Here is a 26293-nt window from a genome sequence, read left to right on the forward strand (position 1 = left end):
TCTTCGCGTTGCTTCGAATTAAACCACATGCTCCACCGCTTGTGCGGGCCCCCGTCAATTCCTTTGAGTTTCAGTCTTGCGACCGTACTCCCCAGGCGGAGTGCTTAATGCGTTAGCTGCAGCACTAAGGGGCGGAAACCCCCTAACACTTAGCACTCATCGTTTACGGCGTGGACTACCAGGGTATCTAATCCTGTTCGCTCCCCACGCTTTCGCTCCTCAGCGTCAGTTACAGACCAGAGAGTCGCCTTCGCCACTGGTGTTCCTCCACATCTCTACGCATTTCACCGCTACACGTGGAATTCCACTCTCCTCTTCTGCACTCAAGTTCCCCAGTTTCCAATGACCCTCCCCGGTTGAGCCGGGGGCTTTCACATCAGACTTAAGAAACCGCCTGCGAGCCCTTTACGCCCAATAATTCCGGACAACGCTTGCCACCTACGTATTACCGCGGCTGCTGGCACGTAGTTAGCCGTGGCTTTCTGGTTAGGTACCGTCAAGGTGCCGCCCTATTTGAACGGCACTTGTTCTTCCCTAACAACAGAGCTTTACGATCCGAAAACCTTCATCACTCACGCGGCGTTGCTCCGTCAGACTTTCGTCCATTGCGGAAGATTCCCTACTGCTGCCTCCCGTAGGAGTCTGGGCCGTGTCTCAGTCCCAGTGTGGCCGATCACCCTCTCAGGTCGGCTACGCATCGTCGCCTTGGTGAGCCGTTACCTCACCAACTAGCTAATGCGCCGCGGGTCCATCTGTAAGTGGTAGCCGAAGCCACCTTTTATGTCTGAACCATGCGGTTCAAACAACCATCCGGTATTAGCCCCGGTTTCCCGGAGTTATCCCAGTCTTACAGGCAGGTTACCCACGTGTTACTCACCCGTCCGCCGCTAACATCAGGGAGCAAGCTCCCATCTGTCCGCTCGACTTGCATGTATTAGGCACGCCGCCAGCGTTCGTCCTGAGCCAGGATCAAACTCTCCGATAAAGTAGTTTGACTGACTACGCACATCGCTGTGCGATTTATTTAAAACTTTGAATTAACAGGTACGTTTTGTCTTGTTTAGTTTTCAAAGATCATCTCAACCTCATCTTGAGGCGACTTTTTCAGTATAACATTTCAGAAAGTTGCTGTCAAATGTTTTTTTGTTTTTATTTCTCCGCCGCTGTGAGCTTTTTGTTGAAGCGCATCAGCGACGTTTAATAATATACCATGCCTATGATTCAGCGTCAACACTTTTTTTGAAAGAATATCCTCGATGATATACTTCCTGCCCTTTGGTCTCTATTTGAGATACTTCAACAAAGCCTTTTTCCGTCAGGTAATCAAGCATGACACCAAGATCTTGGGTGAAGTGCAGCAGTTCAGGGTGCTGTAGCAATTCTCCAAACTGCCACATTTCTTTTTCTTTCATCACTTGAAAAAGGTGCGCAGAACCGATTTCAGCTTTTGAATGGATGAGAAAATCATTTGCTAAGAATAATAATTCGAGCCTTTTCTCCAAACTTTCGTGACTCTCGACAAGTTCGGAATATAACTTATATACCTGCGGCTCAATGTGACGGACCTGGTTCCAGACTGTCGTTTCGGGATAAAACCCCCGGTCAATCACTTCTATGCGGGCCAAGTGGTGAAGAGCATGCACTACCGCATAATATGCATCCAGAAAATGATCAGCTTCAAAAAACGCTTTTCCTTCTACAAATCTTCTGATCAGCTTGCCGTATTCCATTCCGATCTTTAATTTCCGCTCGGCGAAAGGAAAAGTGCTGAGCCGGTCATTGAGTTCAGATATATATTCATTGCGGTCAAACAGCACTTTGCCGTTGATGATCCAATCTATGACTCTTCTATTTGTCCCAAGCAGAATCCATTCCTGAAGCAGAGCATCCGTTACAATATGTAAAGAAGCGGTTTTTTGTTCGAATTCATAATGCTTTATAAAAAGAGGTTCATCAGCCTGTTTGACAATGACAAGCATGACCGCATCAAAGTTATCCGTGATGGATGATGCTTTACTCCTTCTCTCAATCATAAGGACGGCCAGCGTATCGGGATGACTTGCTCTTTCTTGGTAAATTGGACGGAGAAGATTGTCCATTACGATTCCTCCAATGCGATTGTTTCACTAGCTATTGTTTCTACATTTCTATGATAAAACATGAAAGTCCTTTTTTCTAAACACATTGCACTATTATAACAAATTTCCTTTCAGGTGCCATATTTATTCTTCCCTTTTCTTACGAAAACATGAAGAATATGCCATCTGTTTTGTGCTATAGTTAAACGAGAGGGGGATGGACATGGCGAAATACTCGAGCAAAATTAATAAGATCAGAACGTTTGCGTTAAGTTTGGTTTTCGTTGGGTTTATCATTATGTACATCGGGCTGTTCTTTAAGCAGTCTGTTTTGCTTGCCAGCTTGTTTATGGTTCTCGGCCTGCTGTCGATCGGGCTCAGCACCGCCGTTTATTTTTGGATCGGCATGCTGTCCACAAAAGCGGTCCGGGTGATGTGCCCCGCTTGCGAGAAAGAAACGAAGATTCTGGGCAGAGTGGATATGTGCATGCATTGCAGAGAGCCGCTTACATTGGATAAAGGATTGGAAGGCAAAGCGTTCGATGAGTCTTATAACAGAAAAAACAGTGTAAAATAAACGAAGCTGACCGTATCAAAGCGGTCAGCTTCGTTTAGTGGTTTTCTTTTTTGGAACATTCTTGGCAGACGCCGTAAATCTCCAAACGGTGGTGGCTTACCTTAAACCCCGTGACGTGAGCCGCAAGCTGTTCCACTTCGTCAAGCCCGGGATAATGGAAGTCTACGATTTTTCCGCAGCTTTCACAAATGGCGTGATAATGGTCAGAGGTGACAAAGTCAAATCTGCTGGACGCATCTCCGTACGTCAGTTCCTTTACAAGCCCCGCTTCCCGGAATACACGCAAATTGTTATACACTGTCGCAACACTCATATTAGGGAATTTCCCTTCCAAGGCTTTATATATATCGTCCGCTGTCGGATGTGCCATAGAATCCACGAGATATTCCAGAATGGCATGACGTTGAGGAGTAATCCGGACTCCCGTATCCTTCAACGTGTCTAAGGCTTCTTTTAATTCATGTGCAGCCATCCGTCATGCACCTCTCTTCTAAAAAAGATTCTTACTTTATAATGTTTATAATTAGTGTACATCTTTTTCCGGTCTCCTGTCAAATGTAATCTGAAGAAAACCCCGTGAGTTCAGCATTTGTCCATTAATTAGACGCAATTTGTTCCAATTCGCGAAGCGCCTCGGCAACGTGATCTTTCACTTTTACCTTTCTCCACTCCTTCACAAGACGGCCTTCTTTGTCTAACAAAAAAGTGGATCGCTCGATACCCATATATTCTTTCCCAAAATTCTTCTTCAGCTTCCACACATCAAAAGCTTCCGCCAGTTTGTGCTCATCGTCAACGAGGAGCTGGAAAGGAAGATCGTGTTTTTGCTTAAATTTTTCATGTTTATCACGGCTGTCAGGGCTTACTCCGATGATAACCGCATCAAGTCCCGCGAAACTTTCGTGCTGATCACGGAAATCACATGCTTCCGTCGTGCATCCGGGTGTCATGTCTTTCGGATAAAAATAGAGAACGACGTACTTCCCTTTAAAATCCGTCAATGCTACTTCTTCCCCGCTGTCATTCACTAATTTCATATCCGGTGCTGTTTGTCCGATTTCAATCGTCATTTCTTATACCTCCGGGTTTTTTATTAAGCGTATCCAATTCACGTTAAGATTACAACCGTTATCCTCCCGCTCTTTTCTGGAAGCATGAACCGTTGTGCTCGCAATGAAGCATGCTACAATAGAACATGATGTAAGGAGATATTAGGAGGGTCATTTTTTGTATACAAAATCAGTTGAACTTCATAAGGAAGCGTTAGAGCATATCGTCGGAGGCGTGAACAGCCCGTCCAGATCCTATAAAGCGGTAGGCGGCGGTTCACCCGTTGCGATGGAAAAAGCGAACGGCGCTTATTTCTGGGATGTAGACGGGAATCAGTATATCGATTATTTAGCGGCTTACGGCCCGATTATTACCGGACATGCCCATCCGCATATTACTGAAGCGATTAAAACAGCGGCTGAAAACGGCGTGCTGTACGGGACGCCGACCAAACATGAGGTCACTTTCGCCAAAATGCTGAAGGAGGCCATTCCTTCACTTGATAAAGTACGATTCGTAAACTCAGGCACTGAAGCGGTAATGACAACGATCCGGGTTGCACGCGCTTATACAGGCCGGACAAAAATCATTAAATTCGCCGGCTGCTATCACGGCCACTCTGATCTCGTGCTTGTCGCTGCGGGTTCCGGCCCGTCTACGCTCGGCACCCCCGATTCCGCCGGCGTGCCGAAAAGCATCGCCAATGAGGTGATTACCGTTCCTTTCAATGACATTGAAAGCTACAAAGCCGCGCTGGATAAATGGGGTTCGGAAATTGCAGCGGTTCTCGTCGAGCCGATCGTCGGCAACTTCGGCATCGTTGAACCTGAAGAAGGATTTTTAGAACAGGTAAATGAATTGACCCATAAAGCGGGCGCGCTCGTCATTTATGATGAAGTGATCACGGCGTTCCGTTTTATGTACGGAGGCGCGCAGGATCTTCTTCAAGTGAAGCCTGATTTAACGGCGCTCGGTAAAATTATCGGGGGCGGCTTGCCGATCGGCGCTTACGGAGGCAAAAAAGAGATCATGGAGCAGGTTGCTCCGCTCGGCCCGGCATATCAAGCCGGTACGATGGCCGGAAACCCGGCATCTATCCTATCTGGCATCGCCTGCCTGGAAGTGCTGAAGGAAGAAGGCGTTTATGAGCGGCTTGATGAGCTCGGCGCCAGACTTGAGCAAGGCATTCTCGCCCATGCGGAGACACACGGCATTACCATCACCGTCAACCGTTTAAAAGGCGCGCTCACGGTTTACTTCACTGATGAAAAGATCGTCAATTACGAGCAGGCGGAAAATACGGACGGAGAAGCATTCGCCAAGTTCTTCAAGCTGATGCTTGAGCGCGGCATCAATCTCGCTCCATCGAAGTATGAAGCTTGGTTTATCACAACCGCACATACTGAAGAGGATATCGACGCCACTTTACAAGCCGTTGAAGATGCGTTCAGACATATGAAAAAATAACTGCTGAAACAAGCGGGAGCCCGGGGCTTCCGCTTTTTCTTTTTGTCCGATTTGTGAGATAATGGTTTTTTCAAAAAAAGACCTTGAATAATTGGTATGATCCCTGTATATTACTTTATTGTTTAGCAAATCAGCCGACAGGGAAATGTAAGTGTCAGCCGTTCGTTCGGCACATAATTTATTAGAGAAAGGAATGCACGCACAAACCAATGAAACTTGGTGCCCGCATTTTTAAAACAGGGATTGCGATTACGCTCGCGCTCTACTTAGCATCATGGATCGGACTTCCGTCGCCGATCTTTGCCGGGATTGCAGCTATATTTGCCATACAGCCCTCTATTTACAGGTCTTTTCTTATCATTATTGATCAGGTTCAGGCAAATATCATCGGCGCTGTCATCGCTACGGCATTCGGACTGATTTTCGGACCGAGTCCGATTATGATCGGATTGACCGCAGTGATTGTCATCACGATCATGTTAAAACTGAAAATTGAACACACCATTTCGATTGCGCTCGTGACGGTTATCGCGATTTTAGAAACACCGGGAAACAGCTTCCTGACGTTCGCTCTGATACGAACAAGCACCGTTATTTTAGGCGTGCTGTCTTCTTTTATTGTGAACCTTGTGTTTCTTCCGCCGAAATACGAAACGAAGCTGACTCATCATACGGTTGAATATACCGATGAGATCATGAAATGGATCAGGCTGACGATGCGCCAGTCCACGGAACACTCGATATTGAAAGAGGATATTGAGAAGCTGAAAGAAAAGATGATGAAGCTTGATCATACGTACCTTCTTTATAAAGAGGAGAGAAGCTACTTTAAGAAAACGACGTATGTAAAGTCGCGCAAGCTTGTTTTATTCAGACAGGCGATTATTACGGCGAATCGGGCGCTTGATACGCTGAAAAAGCTGCACCGCTATGAAAACGAGATTTATCATATGCCGGAGGAATTTCAGGAGACGCTGACAGAAGAAATTGATTATCTGCTTCATTGGCACGAAAGGATTCTGATGCGGACGGTCGGCAAGATCAAGCCGCATGATGACGATGCTGAAGAAAGCATAAGATATAAACAGCTTTTGACGAAGTCTTTCTTGAAAAATCAGCAGAACTGCGAGGATGAACTGCTTGATTACAATATGCTCAGCATTATGGCTGCGGTTGCGGAATACCGCGAGCAGCTGGAGCATCTCGATACATTAATTACGAGTTTTCAGACATACCACCCGAAAGACAGCGAATTAGAAACAGACGAAGAGTAACCCGGTGCTTCCGTAAAACCGGGTTTTTTTGCATTCAAAAAAACGTATGCCGCCCATTCGGACGGCATACGTTTTTGTATCAGTTCAAATTCTGAATCGTAAATAAGTGTCTGTACTGGCCGCCTTGGGCCATTAATTCCTCGTGCGTGCCGGTTTCGACGACGGCGCCGTTTTCCATGACGACAATTTTATCCGCATGCGTAATCGTGGACAGCCTGTGGGCGACGATAAAAGTCGTCCGGTTTTTCGCAAGCTTTTCCATCGCTTCCTGAATGTAGTGTTCACTTTCAAGATCAAGAGCCGATGTCGCTTCATCCAAGATTAACAGCGGCGGATTTTTTAAGAATACACGCGCGATAGAAATCCGCTGTTTCTGCCCGCCTGACAATTTGACGCCCCGTTCGCCGACTTTGGTTTCGTAGCCTTCGGGGAAGTTCATAATAAATTCATGGGCATTTGCCGCTTTCGCTGCCGCAACCACCTCATCCAGAGACGCTCCCGGTTTACCGATGGCGATATTTTCACGAATTGTCTCACTGAACAGAAACGTATCCTGAAGCACCATTCCGACTTGATTGCGGAGGCTTCTCGCTTCATAATCGCGAATATCTGTGCCGTCAATCAGCAGGCTGCCGCCGGATACATCATAAAAACGCGGTATGAGGCTGACAAGCGTCGATTTTCCGCCGCCGCTCATCCCGACGAGCGCGACGGTTTCCCCTTTTGTCACCTTTAAGGAAACGTCCTGCAAAATCGTTTCTTTTCCTTCCTCATAACGGAACGAGACATTTCGGAATTCAACTTCGCCCTTAATGCCGTCAGCTTTTACTGCATTCGGTTTATCAGTCAGTTCATACGGCTCGTCGATAAATTCAAATATGCGGTCCATCGAAGCGATCGACTGGGTCAGCGTCGTCGATGAGTTGATCAATCTTCTGACCGGATTGTACATTCTGTCAATGTAGCCGACGAACGCAACCATCGTCCCTACCGTCAGGGGACCGTTTATGACAAAATAACCCGCAAACGCGATAACAAGCAGCGGCGCCAAATCCGTAATGGTATTCACGACTGCAAACGTTTTTGCGTTCCAATTCGTATGACGGATCGCTCTGTCCAGAAAATGTCCGTTTTTTTCATCAAAATTGGCTTGTTCATAATCTTCAATGGCAAAACTTCTGATAACGGGCATCCCCTGAACTCTTTCGTGCAAATGTCCCTGAACTTGGGCGAGTGCCTGAGAACGCTCACGTGTCAGTTTTCGGAGGCGGCCGTAAAAGTATTTCACTGAAATTCCGTATAACGGAAACAAAATGACAGATATCAATGTCAGCTTGACATCGAGTGTAAACATAATACAGATGACGATCAGCACCGTCATCATATCAAGCCAGATATTCATCAGTCCCGTTATGACAAAGTCTTTTGTCTGTTCGACATCATTTATCACCCGGGAAATGACTTCGCCCGTTCTCGTGTTGGCATAAAACCTCAGGCTCAATTTTTGAATATGATCAAACAATACCCCCCTGATATCGTAGAGCACCCGGCTGCCCGTCCATTGCGCGAAGTATTGCCGATAGTACTCTACCGGGGGACGCAGAATTAAAAACAGCACGAACATGATACCCATTATCGTAAATAGCGATAATGTTTTAGCGCTTGCCGTTCCGCTCCCTTGAATAATGTCATCGACCACGTATTTTAACAGAAGCGGGAGAGCCAGCGGGATGGAGAATTTTATGATGCCGATTAACACTGTGATAAAAATTTGTTTTTTATAAGGTTTTACAAATTGCATATAGCGTCTGATTACGCCCACACTTTATCCCCCTCTCTCTTTAAGGCGTGTGAGCCCATGTGAAAAACCTGTTGACACCCCAACAGGTTTTTTATTGTATTCTTTATTTTGTATAGCGCAGATACCGTTCATACCACATATCAACAAATTCCGGAGCAAACGGTCCTTTCCGCTGATGAATCCAGTGCAGCAGCGTATTCAGATACTCCTTCAGAATGCTGTCGATCTCTTTAGGGTAATTCATTGATTTGCGGTGGTCATCGTATTCATCCTCGTCAAGAATGTTATACGTCATATCCGGAAACACCTTGACATCCAAATCGTAATCAATATATTTGATGGCCTCTCCGTCATAAGCGAACGGCGAGCTGATGTTGCAATAATAGTGTACCCCGTCATCTCTCAGCATTCCGATGACGTTAAACCACTGACGGGCATGAAAGTAGCAGATCGCCGGCTCTCTCGTCACCCACGTCCGTCCGTCGGATTCCGTCACCATTGTCCGGTCGTTGGCTCCGATGATACACAATTCCGTACTTTTTAAAATCGTCGTTTCATTCCAAATTCGATGAAGCAGCCCGTTATGCTTATAGCTGTGAATTTGAATGGTTTCTCCTTCCTTGGGATATCCCATATTTCTCCCCTACTTTCTGTAAAGCCCTGCAGTCAATGCAGCCGCAATTGCTTTCCGACAAGTCTTTTCACTATTATAACGTTACGAATTAAAAAATGAAAATAAAAGAACCACTCCGCTTCCGGAATGGCACATTCATTTCTGCACATAGGAAGACGGCTTTTCCGTGCTGCGATAAGACTGGATGACTTGCTCTGTCTGCCTTTGGAATAACTCCTGTATGCCGGCCAGGTCTTTTCGCTTTGTCGCAATTTCGTCCTGTACATTGTCCAGCTTTGCATCTCTTTCAAGACTGATGAGTTCCGCTTCCACCTGGCGGCAGCGGTCAAGTTCTGACTGCAGCTCGAGAAGCTGATCCATGATTTTCATCTGTTCACTTACAAGCTTTTCAAACTCTGACATCGGGTTCCTCCTTAGGCTTTTAGGTTGATACTCCTTACCATTTCGATTTTCCGCGGGAAAACCCTTTGACTCATTCTGTAGAGGAATCACAAGTTTTGTCGTTTCAGCAACAGAAAAAAGCACTTCCATCCGAAGATGAAGTGCTTTTTCGTTTCAGTGATTAGCTGTTTTGCTGTTTGTTTTGTTCAGCAGATTGGTTTTGCTTTCTAACCTGCTGCGCATCAGTTTCACTGCCGAATTCAGTGCCGAATTGACCCTGACCGGAAGCTGATTGCTGGTTTTGTCTTTTCACCTGCTGAACGTCTGTTTTGCTGAATTTTGAGTTTGCCATTGTTATCACCTCCACGCACTATAGAATGCGCAGGAGACGATAAGGCTATTCATCTTTTTTAAAACTTATACGAGCAGAGAGCGTCCGCCGTCAATTATGATGGTCTGACCGCGGATCATGTCCGCTTTTGAAGAAACTAAAAACTCCACCGTATCGATCATATCTTTAATTTCGACCATTCTGCCGGCCGGCGTATTTTGGCGGGCATCTTCCAGCAGTTCATCTCTGTTAGGGAAATGCTTCAGCGCGTCCGTATCAATCGCTCCGCCTGACACCGCGTTTACGATGATATTTTTCGGAGACAGCTCAACCGCCAGATAACGGGTTAACGATTCTAAAGCGGCTTTTGAGACACCGACCGTCGTATAGTTTTCAAGATAGCGGATGCTGCCGAGCGAGCTGATGCTGACGATGTGGCCGCCTCCGTTTTTCTCCATCATCTTTGCCGCTTCCTGGGCGCAGAAAAGCAATGCTTTCGCATTGATATTCATCGTCCAGTCCCAGTGTGTTTCTTCGAGTTCCATAACCGGTCTCAGCACGCCTGAAGCCGCATTATTGACGAACACGTCCAGTCTGCCGAATGTTTCGTCAATCTGGCGGAACATGTCTTTGATTTTTGCCGGCTGGCCGACATTGGCTTTAATGACGAGCGTTTTAACGCCGAGTTTTTCAATTTCTTCGGCGGTTTCTAATGCCGCTTTTTTACTGCGGGCGTAATTGATGACGATGTTGTATCCTTTTTCCGCGAGTCTGATGGCGGCTGCTTTCCCGACACCGCGGCTGCTTCCCGTGACCAGTGCGCATTTATTTTGTTCCATTTTTCCTCAGCTCCTTGCTGTGTATAGTTCTTTTCATTCAACAAACAATAAAAGCAATATGTGTTGAAAGGGGTCTTTTATATGTATGTCGGACGTGATATGGGCGAATTGGCCATGATGCCCAAAAAAGATTGGAAAGATTCAGAGCTCGCCTATTTCCATCATGCCTTCCAGCAAATTATGCCGTATTTAAACGAAGAAGGCCAGTCCAAATACCGGGAACTGATTCAGGAAATCGAAGCCCGCGGCGGACTGAAACGGAATGAAGCGGATTACGGCCACGGCACTCGCGTCAGCTATGACTGACGCTTTTTACAGGCGGCCGCTTTCTTCCGCCATTTTCCATATCTTTTGATGGGAAACGGGAAATGCGTATTCCTCGAGCTCCTCTTTTGTGACCCGTATGAATTCCGTTGTATCCGACACTTGTTTTACTTTACCGAAAAAGACCGAAATATTCCAGACGAGATGGGTGAAAACATGCTCTACGATGCCTTCCAGCTCCCCGATTTCAGCGGTTGTTCCCATCTCTTTTTCTAAATAGGTTTCAAGCTGCTCTCTCTCGGTTTTGATTCCTTTCTGGGTTTCGGTATTCGGAAACTCCCACAAGTTGGCGAGCAAGCCTTTTGGCGGCCGTTTATGAATATAGACATCGCCTTGATCGTCTGTCAGCACAACGGCTGCCATTGTTTTTATTCCGGGCTTTTTCTTTTTGCTTTTAACGGGCAGCTCCCGCTCTGTCCCTTCCGCAAATGCCGAACAGTGCTTTTGTACGGGGCAAAGCAGGCAGGACGGCGATTTCGGGGTGCAGATGATCGCGCCGAGCTCCATTAAACCCTGATTGAATTCAGATGGTTTTTCATGAGAAATGAAAGCGGATACCGCCTGTTCGAAAATAGTTCTCGTTTTAGGTTTTGCGATATCGTCCCATATGGAAAGAATTCTCGACATGACACGCATCACATTGCCGTCTACGGCGGGAATCGGTTTGTTGTATGCGATGCTGAGCACGGCGCCTTTTGTATAAGGGCCGACGCCTTTCAGTCCGCCAAATTCCTTTTCCTCGGCAGGGACGACTCCCCCGTACCGCTCATGCACTTCTTTTACGGCACTTTGCAGATTTCTTACACGGGAGTAATAACCTAGCCCTTCCCAGGCTTTGAGCACTTTTTCCTCATCGGCTTCCGCGAGCGCCGAAACGGTCGGAAATTGCTCAACAAACCGCCGGAAATAAGGAATGACGGTTTCTACGCGCGTCTGCTGCAGCATCACCTCTGATACCCACACCCGATACGGGTCCTGATTTTCTCTCCACGGCAGAATTCTCTGTTCTCTTTCGAACCATGTAATTAAGTCCTCGCGAAATTTGTCTATATCTTTTTGTTTCATTTTTTCTTCAAGTGCGTTCATATCTTCTCCTCAGATGTTTCGGGTTCCGCTTTTCTTGACACCGTATTTTGGTGTAAACTTAGGGCACGTTACGATAATATGTTACATTAAATAGTGATAAAGAAAAAGCGGAAACATATGAGAACGGCGGATAAACGCCATGATTGGGCAAACAGAAAATGGGGAATATCTTATAATGCGAAATATGCGGGCGACTGATTTTTAACGCCTGCTAGGAGGTCAACAATGGATACTGGCACTCACGTTGTCATGGGTATCGCGCTTGGCGGAATCGCAACTCTTGATCCTGCCGTCGGCATGCACACCCCCATGTCTCAGGCAGTTATGATCGCCGCTCTTGCCGGCTCTCAGGCACCTGATATTGATACCATATTGAAGCTGAAAAATAATGCCGTTTATATTCGAAATCATAGAGGGTTCACGCACTCCATTCCCGCCGTTTTATTTTGGTCCGTTCTGATTCCGGGTATTTTGTTTATGTTTTATCCGGAAGCGAACTTTTTGCACCTGTGGCTGTGGACGCTTCTCGCTGTCGTTTTGCATGTGTTTGTTGACATTTTTAACGCGTACGGCACGCAGGCCATCCGCCCGTTTTCGAGAAAATGGATCGCTCTCGGTTTAATCAATACCTTTGATCCGTTTATTTTCGTCAGCCATTTGGCCGCGATTGCCGTGTGGTATCTCGGAGGTCATCCGGGCGTGACATTTCTGATGCTTTATATCATCCTCGCAGGATATTACGCCGTCCGGTTTTTGATGCAGCTGCGGATAAAGCGAAGGCTGCGCGAGATGATTGAAGAGGAGATTGAAACCATCATTATTTCGCCGACGATGAAATTCAGGCAGTGGCGTATCGCCGTGACAACGGCGCATGCCTTTTATGTCGGCAGAAGCCTTGACGGCCATGTCGTGATATTGGATACATTCAACCGCGTGCCCGTTCCGGAAACCGATGTGATGAAGGCCGCGAAACAGGACGAAAATATTGCGGCCTTTCTTTCCTTTTCCCCTGTTTACAGGTGGGAGGTCGATACCTTTAAAGATCATTATGAGGTGCGCTTTATTGATTTGCGCTACCGGAGCAAAGGCCACTATCCTTTTGTCGCCATCGTCCACCTCAGTCATGATTTAGAGCTTCTCTCTTCTTACACGGGCTGGATTTTCAGCGAGGAAAAACTGCAGAAAAAATTAAAGCTCGGCTCTGTTTAAGAGCCGGGCTTTTTTTGTCTTCTCACATATATAGCGGCAAACACGAGGCTGATCACCGATAGAGCGGCCGCGGGTTTAAAAAACGGCGGGTAATACGTTAATTGAATATCGTTTTTTCCTTTTTGCGCTTTAAATCCGATAAAGGAATAATCCGCTTTTTCAATCTGCTCTTTTCTGCCGTTTATCTTCAGCTCCCAGCCTTTTTCATATGGAATCGGAAGCATGATATACGGCGCGCGGGTTTTGTTATCATACGAGATATGAAGCGTATTTCCGCGCCAGCTGAGATCGGCCGGCGGTTCTTTTTCCGCTTTTCGGTATGCGCTTTTCAGCGTATCGTACCGTTCTTCATAAAGCGCCAGTCTGTCAAGCTGATACGATCCTTTCGGCAGACGGATTTGGATGTTTTTTGTTTTCGGCACTCTCACAGTAAGATCGTTGACACCTGTTTTGTAAATGGATTGATTCGATTTTCTCGTTGTCGTGTAATCGTTCACTTTTAATGTAAAGCCCTGGTCCTTCGCTTTATTCTTCAAATAAAAGCTGACGTAATAATCGCCGCCGTCCATCTTAGCGGCTTGCGGCTTAATGATCAGGCCGCCGCCGTCTTCGTTTACCGTCAGGATGCCGTTATGATAATCGCCATGTTCGGCCGCTACCTCTGCATGGCGGATCATATTTTTCGCCTCAGGCGCTTTTTTCGTGTTGGTTGTGCTTGATTCCATGACGATCCCGTCAAGCATTGCCCGTTCCCTGGCAAGGGCGGGCGCTTTTTTCAGACCGCCCTCGTTATATACGCGATCGGCTGTCCGTACGAACGGAAGCATATATTGATTTTGATAAACCGCATAATGGGATGATTCCATGATTTTTTTGAACCCGTACGGCACGCCGGCCTCGTTTGTTTTTTCCGTCATATAATATTTTCCGTAAAGCAGGCTGTATAAATTAGCCCTGTTTCCTAATGTCGCATAGCGGCTGACGCTTTCTCTGCCCATGTCAATCCGGAGGTCGTTCCAGTAAAAGGACAGCAGATTGCGGTTCAGTATGCTTGAGTATACGCTGAATCCGTTGAATCCGTATATGATCGGGGTGTTATTGAAAACACCGTTCATCCAATCTAAACGGGCAAACGGATCAGGGTCTTTTTCTTTCAGACGCTGAATGAGCTCTGATTGCTCTTTGCCTTTATAGTCAGCACCCGTCATAAATGTATGCGATACCGTATAAATCTTCCCGCCTTCTGATAAAGCATATTTTTCATATGTATTAGCCGTAAGCACCGCCGTAAGCAAAATGACGGCATAGACGGCGGGCACCGCGCCTTTCAGTCTTGTCTTTGCTGCGAAGAAAGCGGCTATGGTCAGCACCAGAAGAAGAATGACGGGCAGATTGGCGTGATCAGAAATATCCAGACTGTACCGCCTCACCTGGCTCCAATAGAGCAGAACGACGAGTACGGCGGACATCAGCATACTCTTCATGCTGATGCCTGAAAGCCTAGAAAGCCCGGCTGAAACCGTTCCGGCAATCGTGAAGCACAGGACGTATTCAAACCTGTTCTGCGGAGCTGAAAAACCGTTAAAGGCACTTGCCGCAAACGGACTGAAGTGAAACACAATATACAGCAGACTGATTCCCGCAAACAGCCGGAACAAGCGGTTTTTGTATAAAGAAAATGTAAATAGAAAGAGCAAAAAAGCCGCCGGCAGGATGATAATCCGGCTTGAAAATAAAATGTTGTCGGAAAAATCAAGCCATGCAATATGCTCTGAATACGGCGGCCGCAGATTATGAAGGTATCCGTATACGACAGGAATAAAGGAAACTGCGCTTATGCCGAACCCGAGAAGACCCGACAGAATAAATATCCTGCATTGAGTGAGTCTTTTCGCCTCATTGCCTTCAAGGGGGATCACCCACCTGAATAAGATATAAATGCCGATGAAAATCAAATTAATATACGCAAAATAAAAGTTGTTGATCAATGTCAGCGCACAGGCGAAGATAAACCACGCCGGCTTTTTTTCCCTGATGATTTTTTCCGCGCCGAGCACGAGCAGCGGCAGCCACACCATACTGTCAGTGAAAAAGTCCCAATATACCTCATGCCGGAAGTAGATAATCGAGACCCCGTACAACACGGCGCCGGCAAAAGCAGGCACCGTCCGTTTGACGAAATAACGGAACACACACGCCGCCGTGAATATGATAAAACTCTGCTTGGCGATGCTGATAAAAACGGAGGCCTGCGCCCAGAACAGCGCATCAGCCTCGCCCGTCAGCTGAATAAGCTGCAAAAAGCGGACAGCGGCGGAGATAAACAGGAATAGAAAAGAAGTAGAGAAATAATAGCCGAGCTGACTGTACACTCCCCCGCCCAGTCCGAACGAATAGCTGTAAAACAGCCTGCCGTTCATATATTGATCAAACAGCAGCTTTTTGAAGACCGCCATTTGGGCGATCCCGTCTCCAGACCCCGTCATATAGCGGCCTGCCGACCACTCTTTTAAGAAAAAAATATGAGCGGCTGCCGCAGCCAGCACACAGGCTGCCGGCAAGATCCATTTATTTTTTTTCATACAACGTCCCCAGACCCTGCGCACAGCGGCGGCTGTTTAATGGTTCCACTTGCGCTTTTTTGTATAATTCGTTTCATTTTGTTCTCCATACGTTATATTCGCTTCTTTAATTAAGTAGTGCGGGCGTTTTTTTGTTTCATAGTAAATCCGGCCGATGTATTCTCCGATGATGCCGAGACTCAAAAGCTGGATGCCCCCTAAAAACAGCACGGCGGAAATAATGGTGAAGTATCCGGGTACGGACACGCCGTGTGTCAGAATATGAACAAAGGTCGTTACAATATAAACCATCGACAGAAGCAATATCAGAATACCGGTGAAAAAGCATACCCTCAGGGGCTTGTTGTTGAAGGAGACGACCCCGTCCATTCCGTAGTTGAACAGATTGCTGAATGACCATTTGGACGTGCCGTTCTTCCTTTCGACATTTTCATAAAATACGATTTTCTGGTCAAACCCGATCCAGCAGAACAGCCCTTTCGAGAAACGGTTCCCTTCACTCAGCTTCAAAAGGGCATCAACGGCCTGCCGGCTCAGCAGGCGGAAATCTCCGACCCCGTCACGCAGGTCCACTTCGACGGCTTTGTTGATAAATTTATAATACAGGGAAGAAAGCACGGAACGCACGGGGCTGTCCCCTTTTCGGTTGCGCTGCGCGATGACTTGGTCATACCCTTCTTCATAGCCTTGAATGAAGTCTTTCAGCAGATGGGTCGGATGCTGCAGATCGGCGTCCATCACGATTACCGCTTCGCCCTGCACGTGTTCAAATCCTGCCAAAATGGCCGCTTCTTTCCCGAAGTTGCGGGAAAAAGATATGTATTTGACGCGATGGTTTCTGGCGGCCAGTTCTTTAATCTGCTGAAGGGTGTCATCCGCGCTTCCGTCATTGATGTAGAAAATTTCATAGTCATAATGAATCGTCTGAAACTCTTTTTTTAAAGATTCATGGATGAGCTTGACATTGTTCCCTTCATTGTAAGACGGAATAATAATTGAGATTAACCTTTGTTTCATGAAGGCACCTTCTTTGTATTATTCTTTTTTTAGGACGTCCTTAAAGGAATTGTCCGCAAAACTTCAGTAAGGCTTTTCCTTTTTTTAATGACGTTTAAACCCTTTTTTTGTTACAGGGAAAGAAAATTTTTTTCTGCATATGGTTTATATTTTGTCATGTTTTTCGGCAGATATGAGAAAAAAAAGAAAAAGTCTGTACGCGGGACAGACTTTATTGCTGAAGGTATTCGTGAATCAAATGACTGACGATGCGCGGTTTTTCGTGAATGACCCAATGTGAGGCATCGTCTATAAAGATTAAGTCGCCGTTTGGAATCATCCGTTTTGTTTCCTTGGCAAGCTTTTTGCTCAGCGCGCGGTCATTGACGCCCCATATTAATCGGTACGGAACGGGCATTTTAAGCGGAACGGCAGGGCCTAAACCGCCGGCTCTGATCGCCCGGTACCAGTTCAGCATCGCCGTGAGCGCTCCTTTTCTGCCCCATGCTTCTTTGTAGCTGCCGATATCTTCCCGTGAAAAAAGCGCCGGGCGTTCGGATAAGCCGATCGCGTGATCCAATACGCGGTAATCGTCTTCAGACAATCTCCGTTCCGGCTTTTCCGGAAGCTGAAAGAACGCGATATAAGAGCTTTTCTTCCACTGCGGCGGGTAGAACGGTGTAACCTTCCGCATAACCGCCGGATGCGGGATATTGACCGTGATCAATTTTTCAACGTATTGCGGCCGCGTGGATGCCAAATGCCAGGCCACGGCTCCTCCCCAATCGTGGCCGATGACGACGGCTTTTTCATCTGTAAAATGCGTGATCAGCCCGATAATGTCGTCTCTGAGCGTATCAATGGTATAGTTTTCAATGCCCTCCGGTTTGTCACTGAGATTATAGCCGCGCTGATCAGGCACGACAACATGATATCCGGCATCCGCCAGCGGTTTGATCTGGCTCTTCCAGCCGTACCAGAATTCCGGAAACCCGTGCAGCAGCACCGCCAAAGGACCGTCTTTCGGACCGGCTGAAGCCGTGTGCAGCGTCACTCCGTTTGTTTCGATCATGTGAAACGTAATGTCATTCATCGATTCTCCTCCCCGTTTGTTTCAATCTTCTTTCTGTTAAGACGATGATCAGTACGCTGATCGCAATCAACAATACGGCCTGAACGATCAGGGCGAACGGCTGAGTCAGCCGGATAAGCAGGCTGCCCGCAAATCCAGCTGCCGCCGAAATAAGGCCGAACAAAATCATGAGGAGCGCACTGAATCGATTGCCTTCTCTCCACTGCGACTCATCCGCCATAGAGCGCTTCGTCCGATATCCGTACAGGCTGTTGATCGACTTCGGCGGAAAAAATGTGACTGAAATGCCGGCTGCAGCCATCAGAAGGCCGCCGATCACCATTATCATATCCCTCACTCTCCTTTTCATCTTTTACGAAAGGAAAGGCGGAAGGTTTCAGAAAAAAAGCAGGCTCATTCGCCTGCCTGAATCTTTATTTTTGAGTTAAGTCGGCCGTTTTCACATAACCTGCTTTCCCGCCGTATGTGACGTACGCCCATTTACGGTCAAACCCTCCGTCATGGCTGAACCCCCAGCCGAGCACATTGACGGTTTCACCCGCTTTAACGGACCTTTGTTTGCCGGTTTCCAAAGTCGGCGTATAAAAAGCGGTTTGTTTCGCCGTCACCGCCTTCACCGGCTGCTTCATCAGAAAATGTGTGGAGATATAGGCTTTGTGACCTTTGTAGTCAATCTCAGCCCAATCTGCTCCTTGAAGCCGTTTAACCTTTACGGAATCCTCTGAACGAAGCGTGCCGATAATCGCCCCTTGTTTATTTGGTTCTTTGCGGACGTTAAGTTCTCCTGCTTTCACGATATATGTATCTGCTGCGGTGTCTATTTTTGTCTGGTGAACTGCTGCGGCATTCGCTGCCGGATCGAAAAAAACGGTGCCTGCGGCTAAAAATAAGCAAAGTCCTGCGGCCGGAATAAATGCGGTTAACCCCTTTTTCATGTTCATTGTGGTTCCTCCCCGCTATTTTATAAGTTATTACACATTTCCACATTCCGCGGGTCGTCAAACATGATTTTCCCATTTCTTTTATAAAAAGAAAAAACCGCCGGAATATATCCGGCGGGCGCACTGCTATGTTAATGCAGGAGGCCCCTGCTTTGATCCAAATAATGAGAAACGTCTTCCCGAACGCTCTGGAACATATGGAGCTTGCTGCCGTATGATTCGATCCATTCCTTGACGACGCGTTCCGTCATTTGCTCTCCTTGATACGGGCGGCCGGCTTTTGCGTAAGTCGCTTCGAAATCTCCCCATAAAAGCTCAACCCAAGTTCGCGCTTGCAAATAGCTGAGCATGTCATTTTTCTCAAGCAGCAAATTCGTCAGTTTGTCGATATATGTATTCATGTCTCTGTCTCCTTTCCTTGGGAAAACCTGCTGCTTTTACGCAGCTTGTCACAGGCATATACTAACTTTACGTCTTCAGTCCAGAAGGCGCAACCTTTTGATATTGGCCGAGGGGGAAAACAAATGGTCCGGAACAAGGCAAAAGGATTTCCTAATCAGAACAATAATAAGTTTGAAGGCGAACCGCGTGCAAAGGATGACTACGCTTCTAAACGGGCGGACGGTTCAATTAATTCGCACCCGCAAGAGCGCATGAGAGCTTCAGGCAGACGATAACACACACCGTAAGAGACCGGGAATGATCCGGTCTCTTTTTTGCGGAGAAAAACATTCTTTTGAGGTCATAACGCTAAATAAATTCCATAATATGTTAAATGTTCAACCGAAAGCCGGTAGACAAAAAAGGAGGGGTTTTATAAAATGAAGACAGTTTCAAAACGATTGCTGAGCCTTACCGCATTCTTACTGTCAGTTTCATTATTTGCTGTTTCAGCAGAAGCAGAGGGCAGTCCGCAGACATCTGTATCAAACAGCGGTGAGGAGTTTGACGCACATCTGAATCAGCCTGTACAAACAACACAGACATCCCCCGCTTATGAAGGAACGGGCCTCACCAAAAGACAGCTTGCACAAAACAGCAAAGCTGACATCAAGTCATTAAAGCCTTCCAGTATTATTGGGACAGACGAACGAATCAGAATTTCTCCTACAACATCATTTCCATATCGCGCGACAGCACAGCTGACCGTTACATACAGCGGCAGCACAAGCACTTACGGATGCACCGGTTTTTTTGTCAATGCCGACACGATCGTTACGGCGGGACATTGCGTGTATGATCAGAAAAACGGCTGGGCATCGAAAATTACGGCAGCTCCCGGCCGCAACGGGTCATCGTACCCGTACGGCTCTTATTCAGGCAAGACATTCTACAGCGTCAAAGGGTGGACAGAAAACGGTGACACAAACTACGACTACGGCGCAATCAAAGTAAACGGGTCGCCCGGGAATACTGTCGGCTGGTACGGCTACCGGACGACCAACAGTTCCAGTCCGGCCGGGCTTTCCTCAACCGTGACAGGGTATCCGTGCGACAAAGTGTCCGGTTCCATGTGGTCGGACAGCAAGCCGATACGTTCTGCCGAGACATATAAACTCACCTACACGACAGATACGTTCGGCTGCCAGAGCGGATCGCCCGTTTACCGCAATTACAGCGACACCGGCCAGACCGCCATTGCCATTCATACAAACGGCGGGTCGTCTTATAATCTGGGAACAAGGGTGACAAACAGTGTATTCGACAACATTCAATATTGGTCAAATCAATAAAGCTTTTGTTTTCTTGCTCGCCGCGGCCGTTTTATGCGGATGCGGCAAAGCGGATGATTCCGCCGCCAAAAAAGCACTGCCCGTTACGCTCCATGTTGAGGATGCAGACGGTTCACCGGCGGCCGGTGTGACGGTCACCGTGATGAAAGCGGCGGAGTCAGATCATCAGCCGAATATAGACCGCGGAGAGATAATAGGCAAGACTGATCACCACGGCGATATTGCATGGAAAAGCGGCGCGAAAGGAACCTATGCCGTCGTTTTTGAAAAAGACGGGGTACCGGAAACCCGGAATATTTCCTTAGCTGAGAGTGATAAACATACGGTGATCAGCATTACATTGAAACACTGAAAAAAGCTTGCAGGCGGAATATCCCCTGCAAGCTTTTTGTTATCCTTTATGCACTTGGTATTCATAGACATCTTTCTTCTCAGACAGATGAGCGAACGTGGAAAGCACAAGGCCGAGAGCCGTCATCAGCGCACCGCCGGCAAACAGCCATGAGTAAGATCCCGTTCCCCCGAGAATCAACCCGCCGATCCAGGCGCCGAGCGCGTTTGCCAGGTTAAAGGCGGAAACGCTCACCGCAGCGGCGATTGTCGTGCCGTTTTCAGAGGAAGAAATAACCTTGGTCTGCAAAAGCGGCGGCGTGCCGAACGCACATGCGCCGAATAAAAATGTCGCTGAAACGGCGGCGGCTGGAAAAACGGCGATATAAGGGAAAATCGCCAAGACGCCGATCAAGCCGATCATCACACCGATCATCGTGCGCGTCAGCAGTTTGAGCGGCACTTTGCCCGCGAAAAAATTCCCCGCCACTCCGCCGAGACCGTAGGCAAATAATGCGCCTGTAATGCCGACTGTGCCGAACCCCGCTGAATCTCTTAAAATCGGCTCAATAAACGTGTAAGCGATAAATACGCCTGAGTAGCCGAGAATGGTGATCGCAAAGGAAAAAATCACTTGTTTATGCTTAAAGACACTCCATTCATTCATCAGCATCGGGATCACTTTCGGTTTCCGGTTCGGCACGACCAGCATCAGTCCGATCAGCCCGATCATGCCTAAAACGGAAATAATGAAAAAGACGGCCCGCCAGTTAAGGGCATCCCCTAAATAAGAGCCGAACGGGACACCGAGCATCAGCGCCACGGTTAATCCGCCGTTCATGGAAGCCGCGGCGGCGGAACGTTTTTCAGGCGGCACCATTTCACTCGCAAACACCATGGCGATCGCAAAAAAAGCTCCGTGGATGGATGCGGATAAAATTCTGGAAATCGCCAGCACGGCGAAGTTTGGCGCAAAGACGCTCATCAGGTTGGCAAGGACGAAGATGCCCATCAACCCTAGCAGCACCGGCTTTCTCGGCAGCTTAACCGCGATAATGGTTACGATCGGGCCCGTCAGGCAGACGCTTGCCGCGTACGCCGTAACAAGCATGCCCGCTGAAGATACATGTATATGAAAGTCATCGGCAATCGACGTCAGAATACCCATGACAGCATATTCCGTATACCCGATGGAAAATGTGCAAATCATTAAAACAAAAATCATTAATTTCACAGATGGCTGTTTCATTTTGATATTCAACGCGAATCGCCTCCTTTTTATTAAAAAAAACAACGAATTCCATCTTAAAAGATATCAAAAATGAATTCAATCATTTTTTACTGAAAGGTTGAAACGAATGTGCCCGAAAAGAAAAAGAGGCCGGAACCGGCCTCTTTTGTTATTTTTTTTCTTTTAAAACGGAAATCGGCAGTGCTTCTTCCCCGTCAGACGGGGAAGATCTGTGTCCCCAGGCGAATACGCCGTTGATGTAATCAATGCGGAAAGTGTCATCAGAACCTTCTATCTGATACACCCCGCCGGGCCGAAAGTCTTCCGGGTTCAGCATGTAAGCTTTGGCCATCGTAATTTTCCGTTCAAGCACGGCCAGTTCATTTACAATGCCCATCTGTTCCGCCTTTCGCGCTTTTTCCGTCAGCCCCGCAATTTCGGTCTGTAGTTCATGAGGCGTCATTTGACTGTATCGTTTGTCCATTTCAGTTTACTCCTCTTCCTGCAAGAATTGATCAATATCGTCAATCGAGAATCCTTTTCTGAATAAGTACTGTTTGACCTTCATTCCGCTTTCATAACTGCCGTCATAGCGGTATTTCCTGATCGCTTTTTCCGCATGAGCCTTCAGAGCTTCCATCTCGGCTTCATCATCATTTTCATACTCCGTCTGTTCCAGAGCGGCATTGATGACGTCGAAAGGGAAACCTTTTCGCTGAAGCTGCATCTGCGCCCGCTGTCTGATCTCTTTTGTGGACAGCTTTTTGTCTTTTTTGAGGATTTTGCCGATATGTTTCAGCGCTTCTTGTATTTGCTCATCAAATGTAAACGCGCTGAGCGTCTCCTTGATGGTATCGTCGTCTATTCCTTTCGCTTTCAGCTCGCGGAACAGGACGTCAGGGCCTTTGCCGTTTGTTTTTTTGTGGGTGCTCGCATAAGCTTCCGCAAATTCTTTGTCATTTAAGTAGCTGTAATCGTACAGTTTATGGATGACTTCAGAAATGACCATATCCGGTGTTTCTTTTTTCTTCAGATGATCCCGGACTTCTTTTTCAGAGCGCATCCGGTATGATAAAAATTCTACGGCGCGGTTAAAGGCTTTTTTCACGTCATCGCCGTGCTGGATTTCAAGAATGTCAAGCTCGTCGAGTTCTTTCCCTTTTTTCAGGTCAAAACGCACAAGCACGTCGGCGTCGACGCTGAATGCATATTTCTCATCAAGAAAGATGTTGAAGCGCTCGGTATTTTTCTTTTGGGTCGATATTTTTGTAATAAACGGCATCCCGGTCTCCTTTCCCGCCCCGATGTTCAGGCGTTTTTCTTTTTGGCAAATGAGGTACAGTATATATATCAACGTGTAAGGAGAGATGGATATGAATATCGCGATGACAGGCGGCACCGGTTTTCTGGGCCGGCATCTGACAGGTGTGTTGACCCGCCGGGGACATCATGTCTATATTTTATCAAGAAAACAGAGAGAAACCGAACAAAAAAATGTGACATATGTTCAATGGCTGGCCGAAAACGCGGCGCCTGAGCGCGAGCTTCCCCCTATTGATGTATGGGTGAACCTCGCCGGCAAATCCATCTTTGACCGCTGGACGGACACAACGAAGGAACAAATCATCTCAAGCAGAATAGAAGCGACGAGAGAAGTCAGACGGATTATGAAGCAGCAGCCGAAAAAACCCCGGGCTTTGATTCAGGCCAGCGCCGTCGGCATTTACGGCACAAGCACAGAGAAAACGTTCACCGAACAGTCAGATACGTCAAATGAAGATTTTCTCAGTCATACGGCTCATATGTGGGAACGTGAAGGCCAGAAAATTGAAGCGCTCGGCATCCGGACGGTATATGCCAGATTCGGGGTGATGCTCGGTGAAAAAGGCGCCCTGCCGCTCATGGTTCTCCCTTATAAGCTGTTAGCCGGCGGCACCATCGGCTCTGGACGGCAATGGCTGTCATGGGTTCATGTGGATGACGCCGCGGAACTTATTGCTTTTGCGGTGGAGCATGATGACTTGTCCGGTCCCATGAATGTGACATCGCCGAACCCCGTAGAAATGAAGCAATTCGGAAAGACGATCGCAGGCGTCCTGCACCGCCCCCATTGGATTCCCGTACCGGAACTTTTTCTGGAGAAGGCCTTGGGAGAAATGAGCCTGCTGATCGTAAAAGGCCAGCGCGCCCTGCCTAAGCAGGCGCTGACATCCGGTTTTCAATTTACGTATGAAGAGCTTGATTTCGCTTTAAAGGATCTCTTATCTGCATAAAAACGGAAATAAAAGCCAATCCTATTGGTATTCTGTTTTGAAGGAGGGTCTTCTTTTATGGAAAAGAAGCGCGAAAAACATCAACAGGGAGCCAATCTGAAAAAAATGCAGGAAGTCCTTTATTCCGGTGAATTCAAAAAAGCGGAAAGAGCAGCCAAACGGAAATAAACTGAATAAAGATCGGGACCGGGCAGATACTATGTTTGTTTGATATCACTTTTTTCAGGGGGCGATTGATATGGGCAGAAATCATACTCACAAAAACCGTGATAAAAACAAACAAAAACTTCCTCAAGTTCCGGATGCTTTGAAACGCGAAACAGACGGCACATATGAGGAATATTCAAGCGAGCTTGCTGATTCCGCTGACCGTGAAGCGCAGGCGCGGATGAAAGCCGCTGACAACAGAGCTAAAAGCAAAACCCGCTAAATACGAAATCCCCGCCTCTGTATAGAGACGGGGATTTTTTTTACAGTTCGGTAAACAGGCTTTTTGCCGGCGTCCGTTCTTTCGCCTTAGGCTGTTCATCCGGATAGCCCGTTTGAATGATGGCGGCAAAGCGCTCATTGTCAGCAAGGCCGAAGTCTTGGTGCACTTGTTTGTCATACATAATGCGGCCGCTTTTCCAGACCATGCCGATGCCGTTTTCATGTGCGAGAAGCTGAAGGTTTTGAATCATGCCGCTCAGCGCCGCGAAATCATCGTTTCTCGTAAATTCATTTTCATCTTCTTTTAAGACGACCAGCAAAAATCCCGGAACGGCGCTGAGATTTTTTCTCATGTTCCGCTCTTTTTCCTCGTTGAAATCATCTTTTATCTTTTTGAAAAATGAGACGTAGCTGTCCGCAAGCTTTGCTTTTCCCGCTTCGCTTGCTGCGTAGATAAAACGCCACGGCTCCGTCAGTCTGTGGTTCGGTGCGTAAACGGCCGTTTCAAGCATATCTAATATGACTTCAGAAGGCACGGTTTCCGGTTTAAACGACCGGATGGATCTTCTGTTTCTGATTGTATGTGCAAGACTTTCGTTTTGCTGTAATTGTTCGGTTTTCGGCATGCCGATTCACCTTCCTATCCAAATGAAAATGATTATCATTTATAATATAACGGATACGACCGGCTTTTGTAAACCGTTACGGAAGCTGAAAATTAATTGTTTCGGCATACACGGCCGTTCCCGTCATCTTGATGTTCATCTTTTCGTTATCTTCTGTAATCCTGATTTCCACTTTTCCGTCTTTCCCGATTTCCTGGCCTTGTTCAATCGTGAGGCATTCGGCTTCGGAGCCTCCGTATTGCCGCATATAGGCTGCCATGACGCCTGAAGCGGTTCCCGTGACGGGATCTTCGGTCGTACCGGAGAAAGGGGAAGAAAAATGGCGTCCGTGCAGATCACTTTCCGGATGAACGGTTTCCAGAGAAAACGGATGAACGCTCGCTTTCGGAAGATCGCGCAAAATAGCGGGGAATTGTGCGTTGTCCGGCACCATATTCCGTGATGCTTTAAGTGATCTCAGCGGAACAATCAGTGTCCAGATCCCCGTTGATCCGTAAACAATCGGCAGCTCGCTGTGAAAATCCTCAGCCGTAATCCCGAGCGAGGCCGCAAGCTTTTCTTTGTCGCCCGTAAACGGCAGAAATTGCGGGGGAGCCTGTTCGAGCGTGATGTATACCCGGCCGTTTCGTTCAGCGGATTTTGCGGGAAGAATGCCGGCTTTTGTTTCAATTTGATATGTCTGATCAGCCTGAAGCCTTCCCTTTTCAATTAATGCGTAGAGAGAGGCGACGGTAGCATGTCCGCATAAATTCATTTCGTGGCCGGGTGTAAAATAGCGGATGCGCAGATCGGCTTCTCCGCTTTTACAGAGAAATGAGGTTTCATTGTACCCTGCCATTTCGGCGATCATCTGCATCTCTTCATCTGAATAATCATCTCCGTTAAAGACGATTCCCGCGGGATTTCCCAAATCCGGAATATCGGAAAACGCTTCATATTTAAACACGGTTGCCTGTTTCATTCATCAGCCTTCCTTTCACCTTATGATCATGTTATTCAGTATAACAG

General features: G+C 47.3%; 30 protein-coding genes, 1 rRNA gene and 1 pseudogene (1 of these 32 only partly in view). 11 read left to right on the forward strand and 21 right to left on the reverse strand.

Annotated features, from left to right (window positions below; translation table 11 throughout):
• Positions 1 to 985, reverse strand: a 16S ribosomal RNA gene (locus CXL14_RS19050); it reaches 565 nt to the left of the window's first position.
• Positions 986 to 1214: 229 nt separating this feature from the next.
• Positions 1215 to 2099 (reverse strand): nucleotidyltransferase-like protein, encoded by an 885-nt coding sequence (locus CXL14_RS19055; RefSeq protein ID WP_014417244.1) that lies wholly within the window; start codon positions 2097 to 2099, stop codon positions 1215 to 1217.
• A 202-nt stretch (positions 2100 to 2301) separates the two neighbouring features.
• Here CXL14_RS19055 and CXL14_RS19060 point away from each other — a divergent pair, with 202 nt between their 5' ends.
• A complete protein-coding gene (locus CXL14_RS19060; protein ID WP_022552794.1) occupies positions 2302 to 2655 on the forward strand; it encodes a YgzB family protein in 354 nt (117 codons plus the stop codon).
• A 34-nt stretch (positions 2656 to 2689) separates the two neighbouring features.
• Here CXL14_RS19060 and perR read toward each other — a convergent pair whose 3' ends face one another.
• Positions 2690 to 3127 carry a peroxide-responsive transcriptional repressor PerR gene (gene perR / locus CXL14_RS19065; RefSeq protein ID WP_003155465.1) on the reverse strand — a complete coding sequence of 146 codons (438 nt, stop codon included), beginning with the start codon at positions 3125 to 3127 and terminating at the stop codon, positions 2690 to 2692.
• Between the two features lie 124 nt (positions 3128 to 3251).
• The gene (gene bcp, locus CXL14_RS19070; protein ID WP_003155466.1) at positions 3252 to 3725 is read right to left on the reverse strand and encodes a thioredoxin-dependent thiol peroxidase; all 474 of its coding nucleotides are present in this window, start codon (positions 3723 to 3725) and stop codon (positions 3252 to 3254) included.
• 157 nt (positions 3726 to 3882) lie between these two features.
• On the opposite strand from bcp, the gene CXL14_RS19075 reads away from it, so the two are divergent.
• Positions 3883 to 5172 (forward strand): glutamate-1-semialdehyde 2,1-aminomutase, encoded by a 1290-nt coding sequence (locus CXL14_RS19075; RefSeq protein WP_007408567.1) that lies wholly within the window; start codon positions 3883 to 3885, stop codon positions 5170 to 5172.
• A gap of 209 nt (positions 5173 to 5381) precedes the next feature.
• Complete coding sequence (locus CXL14_RS19080) at positions 5382 to 6446, forward strand: aromatic acid exporter family protein (RefSeq protein WP_007610190.1); 1065 nt, start codon at positions 5382 to 5384, stop codon at positions 6444 to 6446.
• A gap of 79 nt (positions 6447 to 6525) precedes the next feature.
• Here the strand turns inward: CXL14_RS19080 and CXL14_RS19085 are convergent, their stop codons facing one another.
• The 5 genes and pseudogenes from CXL14_RS19085 to fabL all read right to left on the reverse strand — a co-directional run bounded on the left by CXL14_RS19085 (position 6526) and on the right by fabL (position 10432).
• Positions 6526 to 8268: an ABC transporter ATP-binding protein gene (locus CXL14_RS19085; RefSeq protein ID WP_017419159.1), complete on the reverse strand. Its 1743-nt coding sequence runs from the start codon at positions 8266 to 8268 to the stop codon at positions 6526 to 6528.
• Positions 8269 to 8350: 82 nt separating this feature from the next.
• The gene (gene ntdP, locus CXL14_RS19090; RefSeq protein ID WP_003155475.1) at positions 8351 to 8881 is read right to left on the reverse strand and encodes a nucleoside tri-diphosphate phosphatase; all 531 of its coding nucleotides are present in this window, start codon (positions 8879 to 8881) and stop codon (positions 8351 to 8353) included.
• Between the two features lie 135 nt (positions 8882 to 9016).
• Complete coding sequence (locus tag CXL14_RS19095) at positions 9017 to 9283, reverse strand: YgaB family protein (protein ID WP_003155476.1); 267 nt, start codon at positions 9281 to 9283, stop codon at positions 9017 to 9019.
• 160 nt (positions 9284 to 9443) lie between these two features.
• Positions 9444 to 9596, reverse strand: a pseudogene (locus CXL14_RS19100) (gamma-type small acid-soluble spore protein); the annotation flags it as partial.
• A gap of 83 nt (positions 9597 to 9679) precedes the next feature.
• Entirely contained in the window at positions 9680 to 10432 is a 753-nt protein-coding gene (gene fabL / locus CXL14_RS19105) for an enoyl-[acyl-carrier-protein] reductase FabL (RefSeq protein ID WP_017419158.1), read from the reverse strand.
• Between the two features lie 81 nt (positions 10433 to 10513).
• Here fabL and CXL14_RS19110 point away from each other — a divergent pair, with 81 nt between their 5' ends.
• On the forward strand, positions 10514 to 10738 hold the full coding sequence (locus tag CXL14_RS19110; RefSeq protein ID WP_013351495.1) for a hypothetical protein: 225 nt from the start codon (positions 10514 to 10516) through the stop codon (positions 10736 to 10738).
• Positions 10739 to 10744: 6 nt separating this feature from the next.
• On the opposite strand, the gene mutY is transcribed toward CXL14_RS19110, so the two are convergent.
• On the reverse strand, positions 10745 to 11842 hold the full coding sequence (gene mutY / locus CXL14_RS19115; protein WP_022552792.1) for an A/G-specific adenine glycosylase: 1098 nt from the start codon (positions 11840 to 11842) through the stop codon (positions 10745 to 10747).
• Positions 11843 to 12067: 225 nt separating this feature from the next.
• On the opposite strand from mutY, the gene CXL14_RS19120 reads away from it, so the two are divergent.
• A complete protein-coding gene (locus tag CXL14_RS19120; RefSeq protein WP_022552791.1) occupies positions 12068 to 13051 on the forward strand; it encodes a metal-dependent hydrolase in 984 nt (327 codons plus the stop codon).
• Here the strand turns inward: CXL14_RS19120 and CXL14_RS19125 are convergent.
• The 6 genes from CXL14_RS19125 to CXL14_RS19150 all read right to left on the reverse strand — a co-directional run bounded on the left by CXL14_RS19125 (position 13048) and on the right by CXL14_RS19150 (position 19064).
• Positions 13048 to 15633, reverse strand: a complete 2586-nt coding sequence (locus CXL14_RS19125; protein ID WP_022552790.1) for a YfhO family protein — start codon at positions 15631 to 15633, stop codon at positions 13048 to 13050. The two genes, CXL14_RS19120 and CXL14_RS19125, sit on opposite strands and share 4 nt — an antisense overlap.
• Before the next feature lie 36 nt (positions 15634 to 15669).
• The gene (locus CXL14_RS19130; RefSeq protein WP_003155484.1) at positions 15670 to 16650 is read right to left on the reverse strand and encodes a glycosyltransferase family 2 protein; all 981 of its coding nucleotides are present in this window, start codon (positions 16648 to 16650) and stop codon (positions 15670 to 15672) included.
• Positions 16651 to 16861: 211 nt separating this feature from the next.
• Positions 16862 to 17722, reverse strand: a complete 861-nt coding sequence (locus CXL14_RS19135) for an alpha/beta fold hydrolase (protein ID WP_053285203.1) — start codon at positions 17720 to 17722, stop codon at positions 16862 to 16864.
• On the reverse strand, positions 17715 to 18050 hold the full coding sequence (locus CXL14_RS19140) for an SdpI family protein (protein ID WP_053285204.1): 336 nt from the start codon (positions 18048 to 18050) through the stop codon (positions 17715 to 17717). Before CXL14_RS19140 ends, CXL14_RS19135 begins: the two co-directional genes overlap by 8 nt.
• An 85-nt stretch (positions 18051 to 18135) precedes the next feature.
• Entirely contained in the window at positions 18136 to 18663 is a 528-nt protein-coding gene (locus CXL14_RS19145; protein ID WP_053285205.1) for an SH3 domain-containing protein, read from the reverse strand.
• Positions 18664 to 18794: 131 nt separating this feature from the next.
• On the reverse strand, positions 18795 to 19064 hold the full coding sequence (locus CXL14_RS19150; protein ID WP_003155492.1) for a YfhJ family protein: 270 nt from the start codon (positions 19062 to 19064) through the stop codon (positions 18795 to 18797).
• Positions 19065 to 19187: 123 nt separating this feature from the next.
• Here CXL14_RS19150 and CXL14_RS19155 point away from each other — a divergent pair, with 123 nt between their 5' ends.
• The 3 genes from CXL14_RS19155 to CXL14_RS19165 all read left to right on the forward strand — a co-directional run bounded on the left by CXL14_RS19155 (position 19188) and on the right by CXL14_RS19165 (position 20748).
• A complete protein-coding gene (locus CXL14_RS19155; protein WP_003155495.1) occupies positions 19188 to 19340 on the forward strand; it encodes a small, acid-soluble spore protein K in 153 nt (50 codons plus the stop codon).
• Positions 19341 to 19484: 144 nt separating this feature from the next.
• On the forward strand, positions 19485 to 20396 hold the full coding sequence (locus CXL14_RS19160) for a trypsin-like serine peptidase (RefSeq protein ID WP_029973980.1): 912 nt from the start codon (positions 19485 to 19487) through the stop codon (positions 20394 to 20396).
• Positions 20359 to 20748 (forward strand): DUF2606 family protein, encoded by a 390-nt coding sequence (locus CXL14_RS19165; RefSeq protein WP_053285206.1) that lies wholly within the window; start codon positions 20359 to 20361, stop codon positions 20746 to 20748. The genes CXL14_RS19160 and CXL14_RS19165 overlap by 38 nt, the downstream gene beginning before the upstream one ends.
• A 39-nt stretch (positions 20749 to 20787) precedes the next feature.
• Here CXL14_RS19165 and CXL14_RS19170 read toward each other — a convergent pair whose 3' ends face one another.
• The 3 genes from CXL14_RS19170 to recX form a co-directional block, all read right to left on the reverse strand.
• The gene (locus CXL14_RS19170) at positions 20788 to 21981 is read right to left on the reverse strand and encodes an MFS transporter (protein ID WP_025284446.1); all 1194 of its coding nucleotides are present in this window, start codon (positions 21979 to 21981) and stop codon (positions 20788 to 20790) included.
• A gap of 145 nt (positions 21982 to 22126) precedes the next feature.
• Positions 22127 to 22441 carry a YfhH family protein gene (locus tag CXL14_RS19175; protein ID WP_007408553.1) on the reverse strand — a complete coding sequence of 105 codons (315 nt, stop codon included), beginning with the start codon at positions 22439 to 22441 and terminating at the stop codon, positions 22127 to 22129.
• Positions 22442 to 22447: 6 nt separating this feature from the next.
• Entirely contained in the window at positions 22448 to 23239 is a 792-nt protein-coding gene (recX, locus tag CXL14_RS19180) for a recombination regulator RecX (RefSeq protein WP_053285207.1), read from the reverse strand.
• 91 nt (positions 23240 to 23330) lie between these two features.
• Here recX and CXL14_RS19185 point away from each other — a divergent pair, with 91 nt between their 5' ends.
• The 3 genes from CXL14_RS19185 to CXL14_RS19195 all read left to right on the forward strand — a co-directional run bounded on the left by CXL14_RS19185 (position 23331) and on the right by CXL14_RS19195 (position 24660).
• Positions 23331 to 24230 (forward strand): TIGR01777 family oxidoreductase, encoded by a 900-nt coding sequence (locus CXL14_RS19185; protein ID WP_088056265.1) that lies wholly within the window; start codon positions 23331 to 23333, stop codon positions 24228 to 24230.
• Positions 24231 to 24287: 57 nt separating this feature from the next.
• Positions 24288 to 24398, forward strand: a complete 111-nt coding sequence (locus CXL14_RS19190) for a YfhE family protein (RefSeq protein WP_003155504.1) — start codon at positions 24288 to 24290, stop codon at positions 24396 to 24398.
• A gap of 70 nt (positions 24399 to 24468) precedes the next feature.
• Positions 24469 to 24660: a YfhD family protein gene (locus CXL14_RS19195; protein WP_003155508.1), complete on the forward strand. Its 192-nt coding sequence runs from the start codon at positions 24469 to 24471 to the stop codon at positions 24658 to 24660.
• Positions 24661 to 24700: 40 nt separating this feature from the next.
• Here CXL14_RS19195 and CXL14_RS19200 read toward each other — a convergent pair whose 3' ends face one another.
• Both CXL14_RS19200 and CXL14_RS19205 read right to left on the reverse strand, forming a co-directional pair.
• The gene (locus CXL14_RS19200; RefSeq protein WP_007408549.1) at positions 24701 to 25285 is read right to left on the reverse strand and encodes a nitroreductase family protein; all 585 of its coding nucleotides are present in this window, start codon (positions 25283 to 25285) and stop codon (positions 24701 to 24703) included.
• A 76-nt stretch (positions 25286 to 25361) separates the two neighbouring features.
• A complete protein-coding gene (locus CXL14_RS19205; protein ID WP_014417233.1) occupies positions 25362 to 26246 on the reverse strand; it encodes a PhzF family phenazine biosynthesis isomerase in 885 nt (294 codons plus the stop codon).
• Between the last annotated feature and the right edge of the window lie 47 nt (positions 26247 to 26293).

The organism is Bacillus sp. SJ-10 (genome assembly GCF_002843505.1).
Taxonomy (GTDB): domain Bacteria; phylum Bacillota; class Bacilli; order Bacillales; family Bacillaceae; genus Bacillus; species Bacillus velezensis.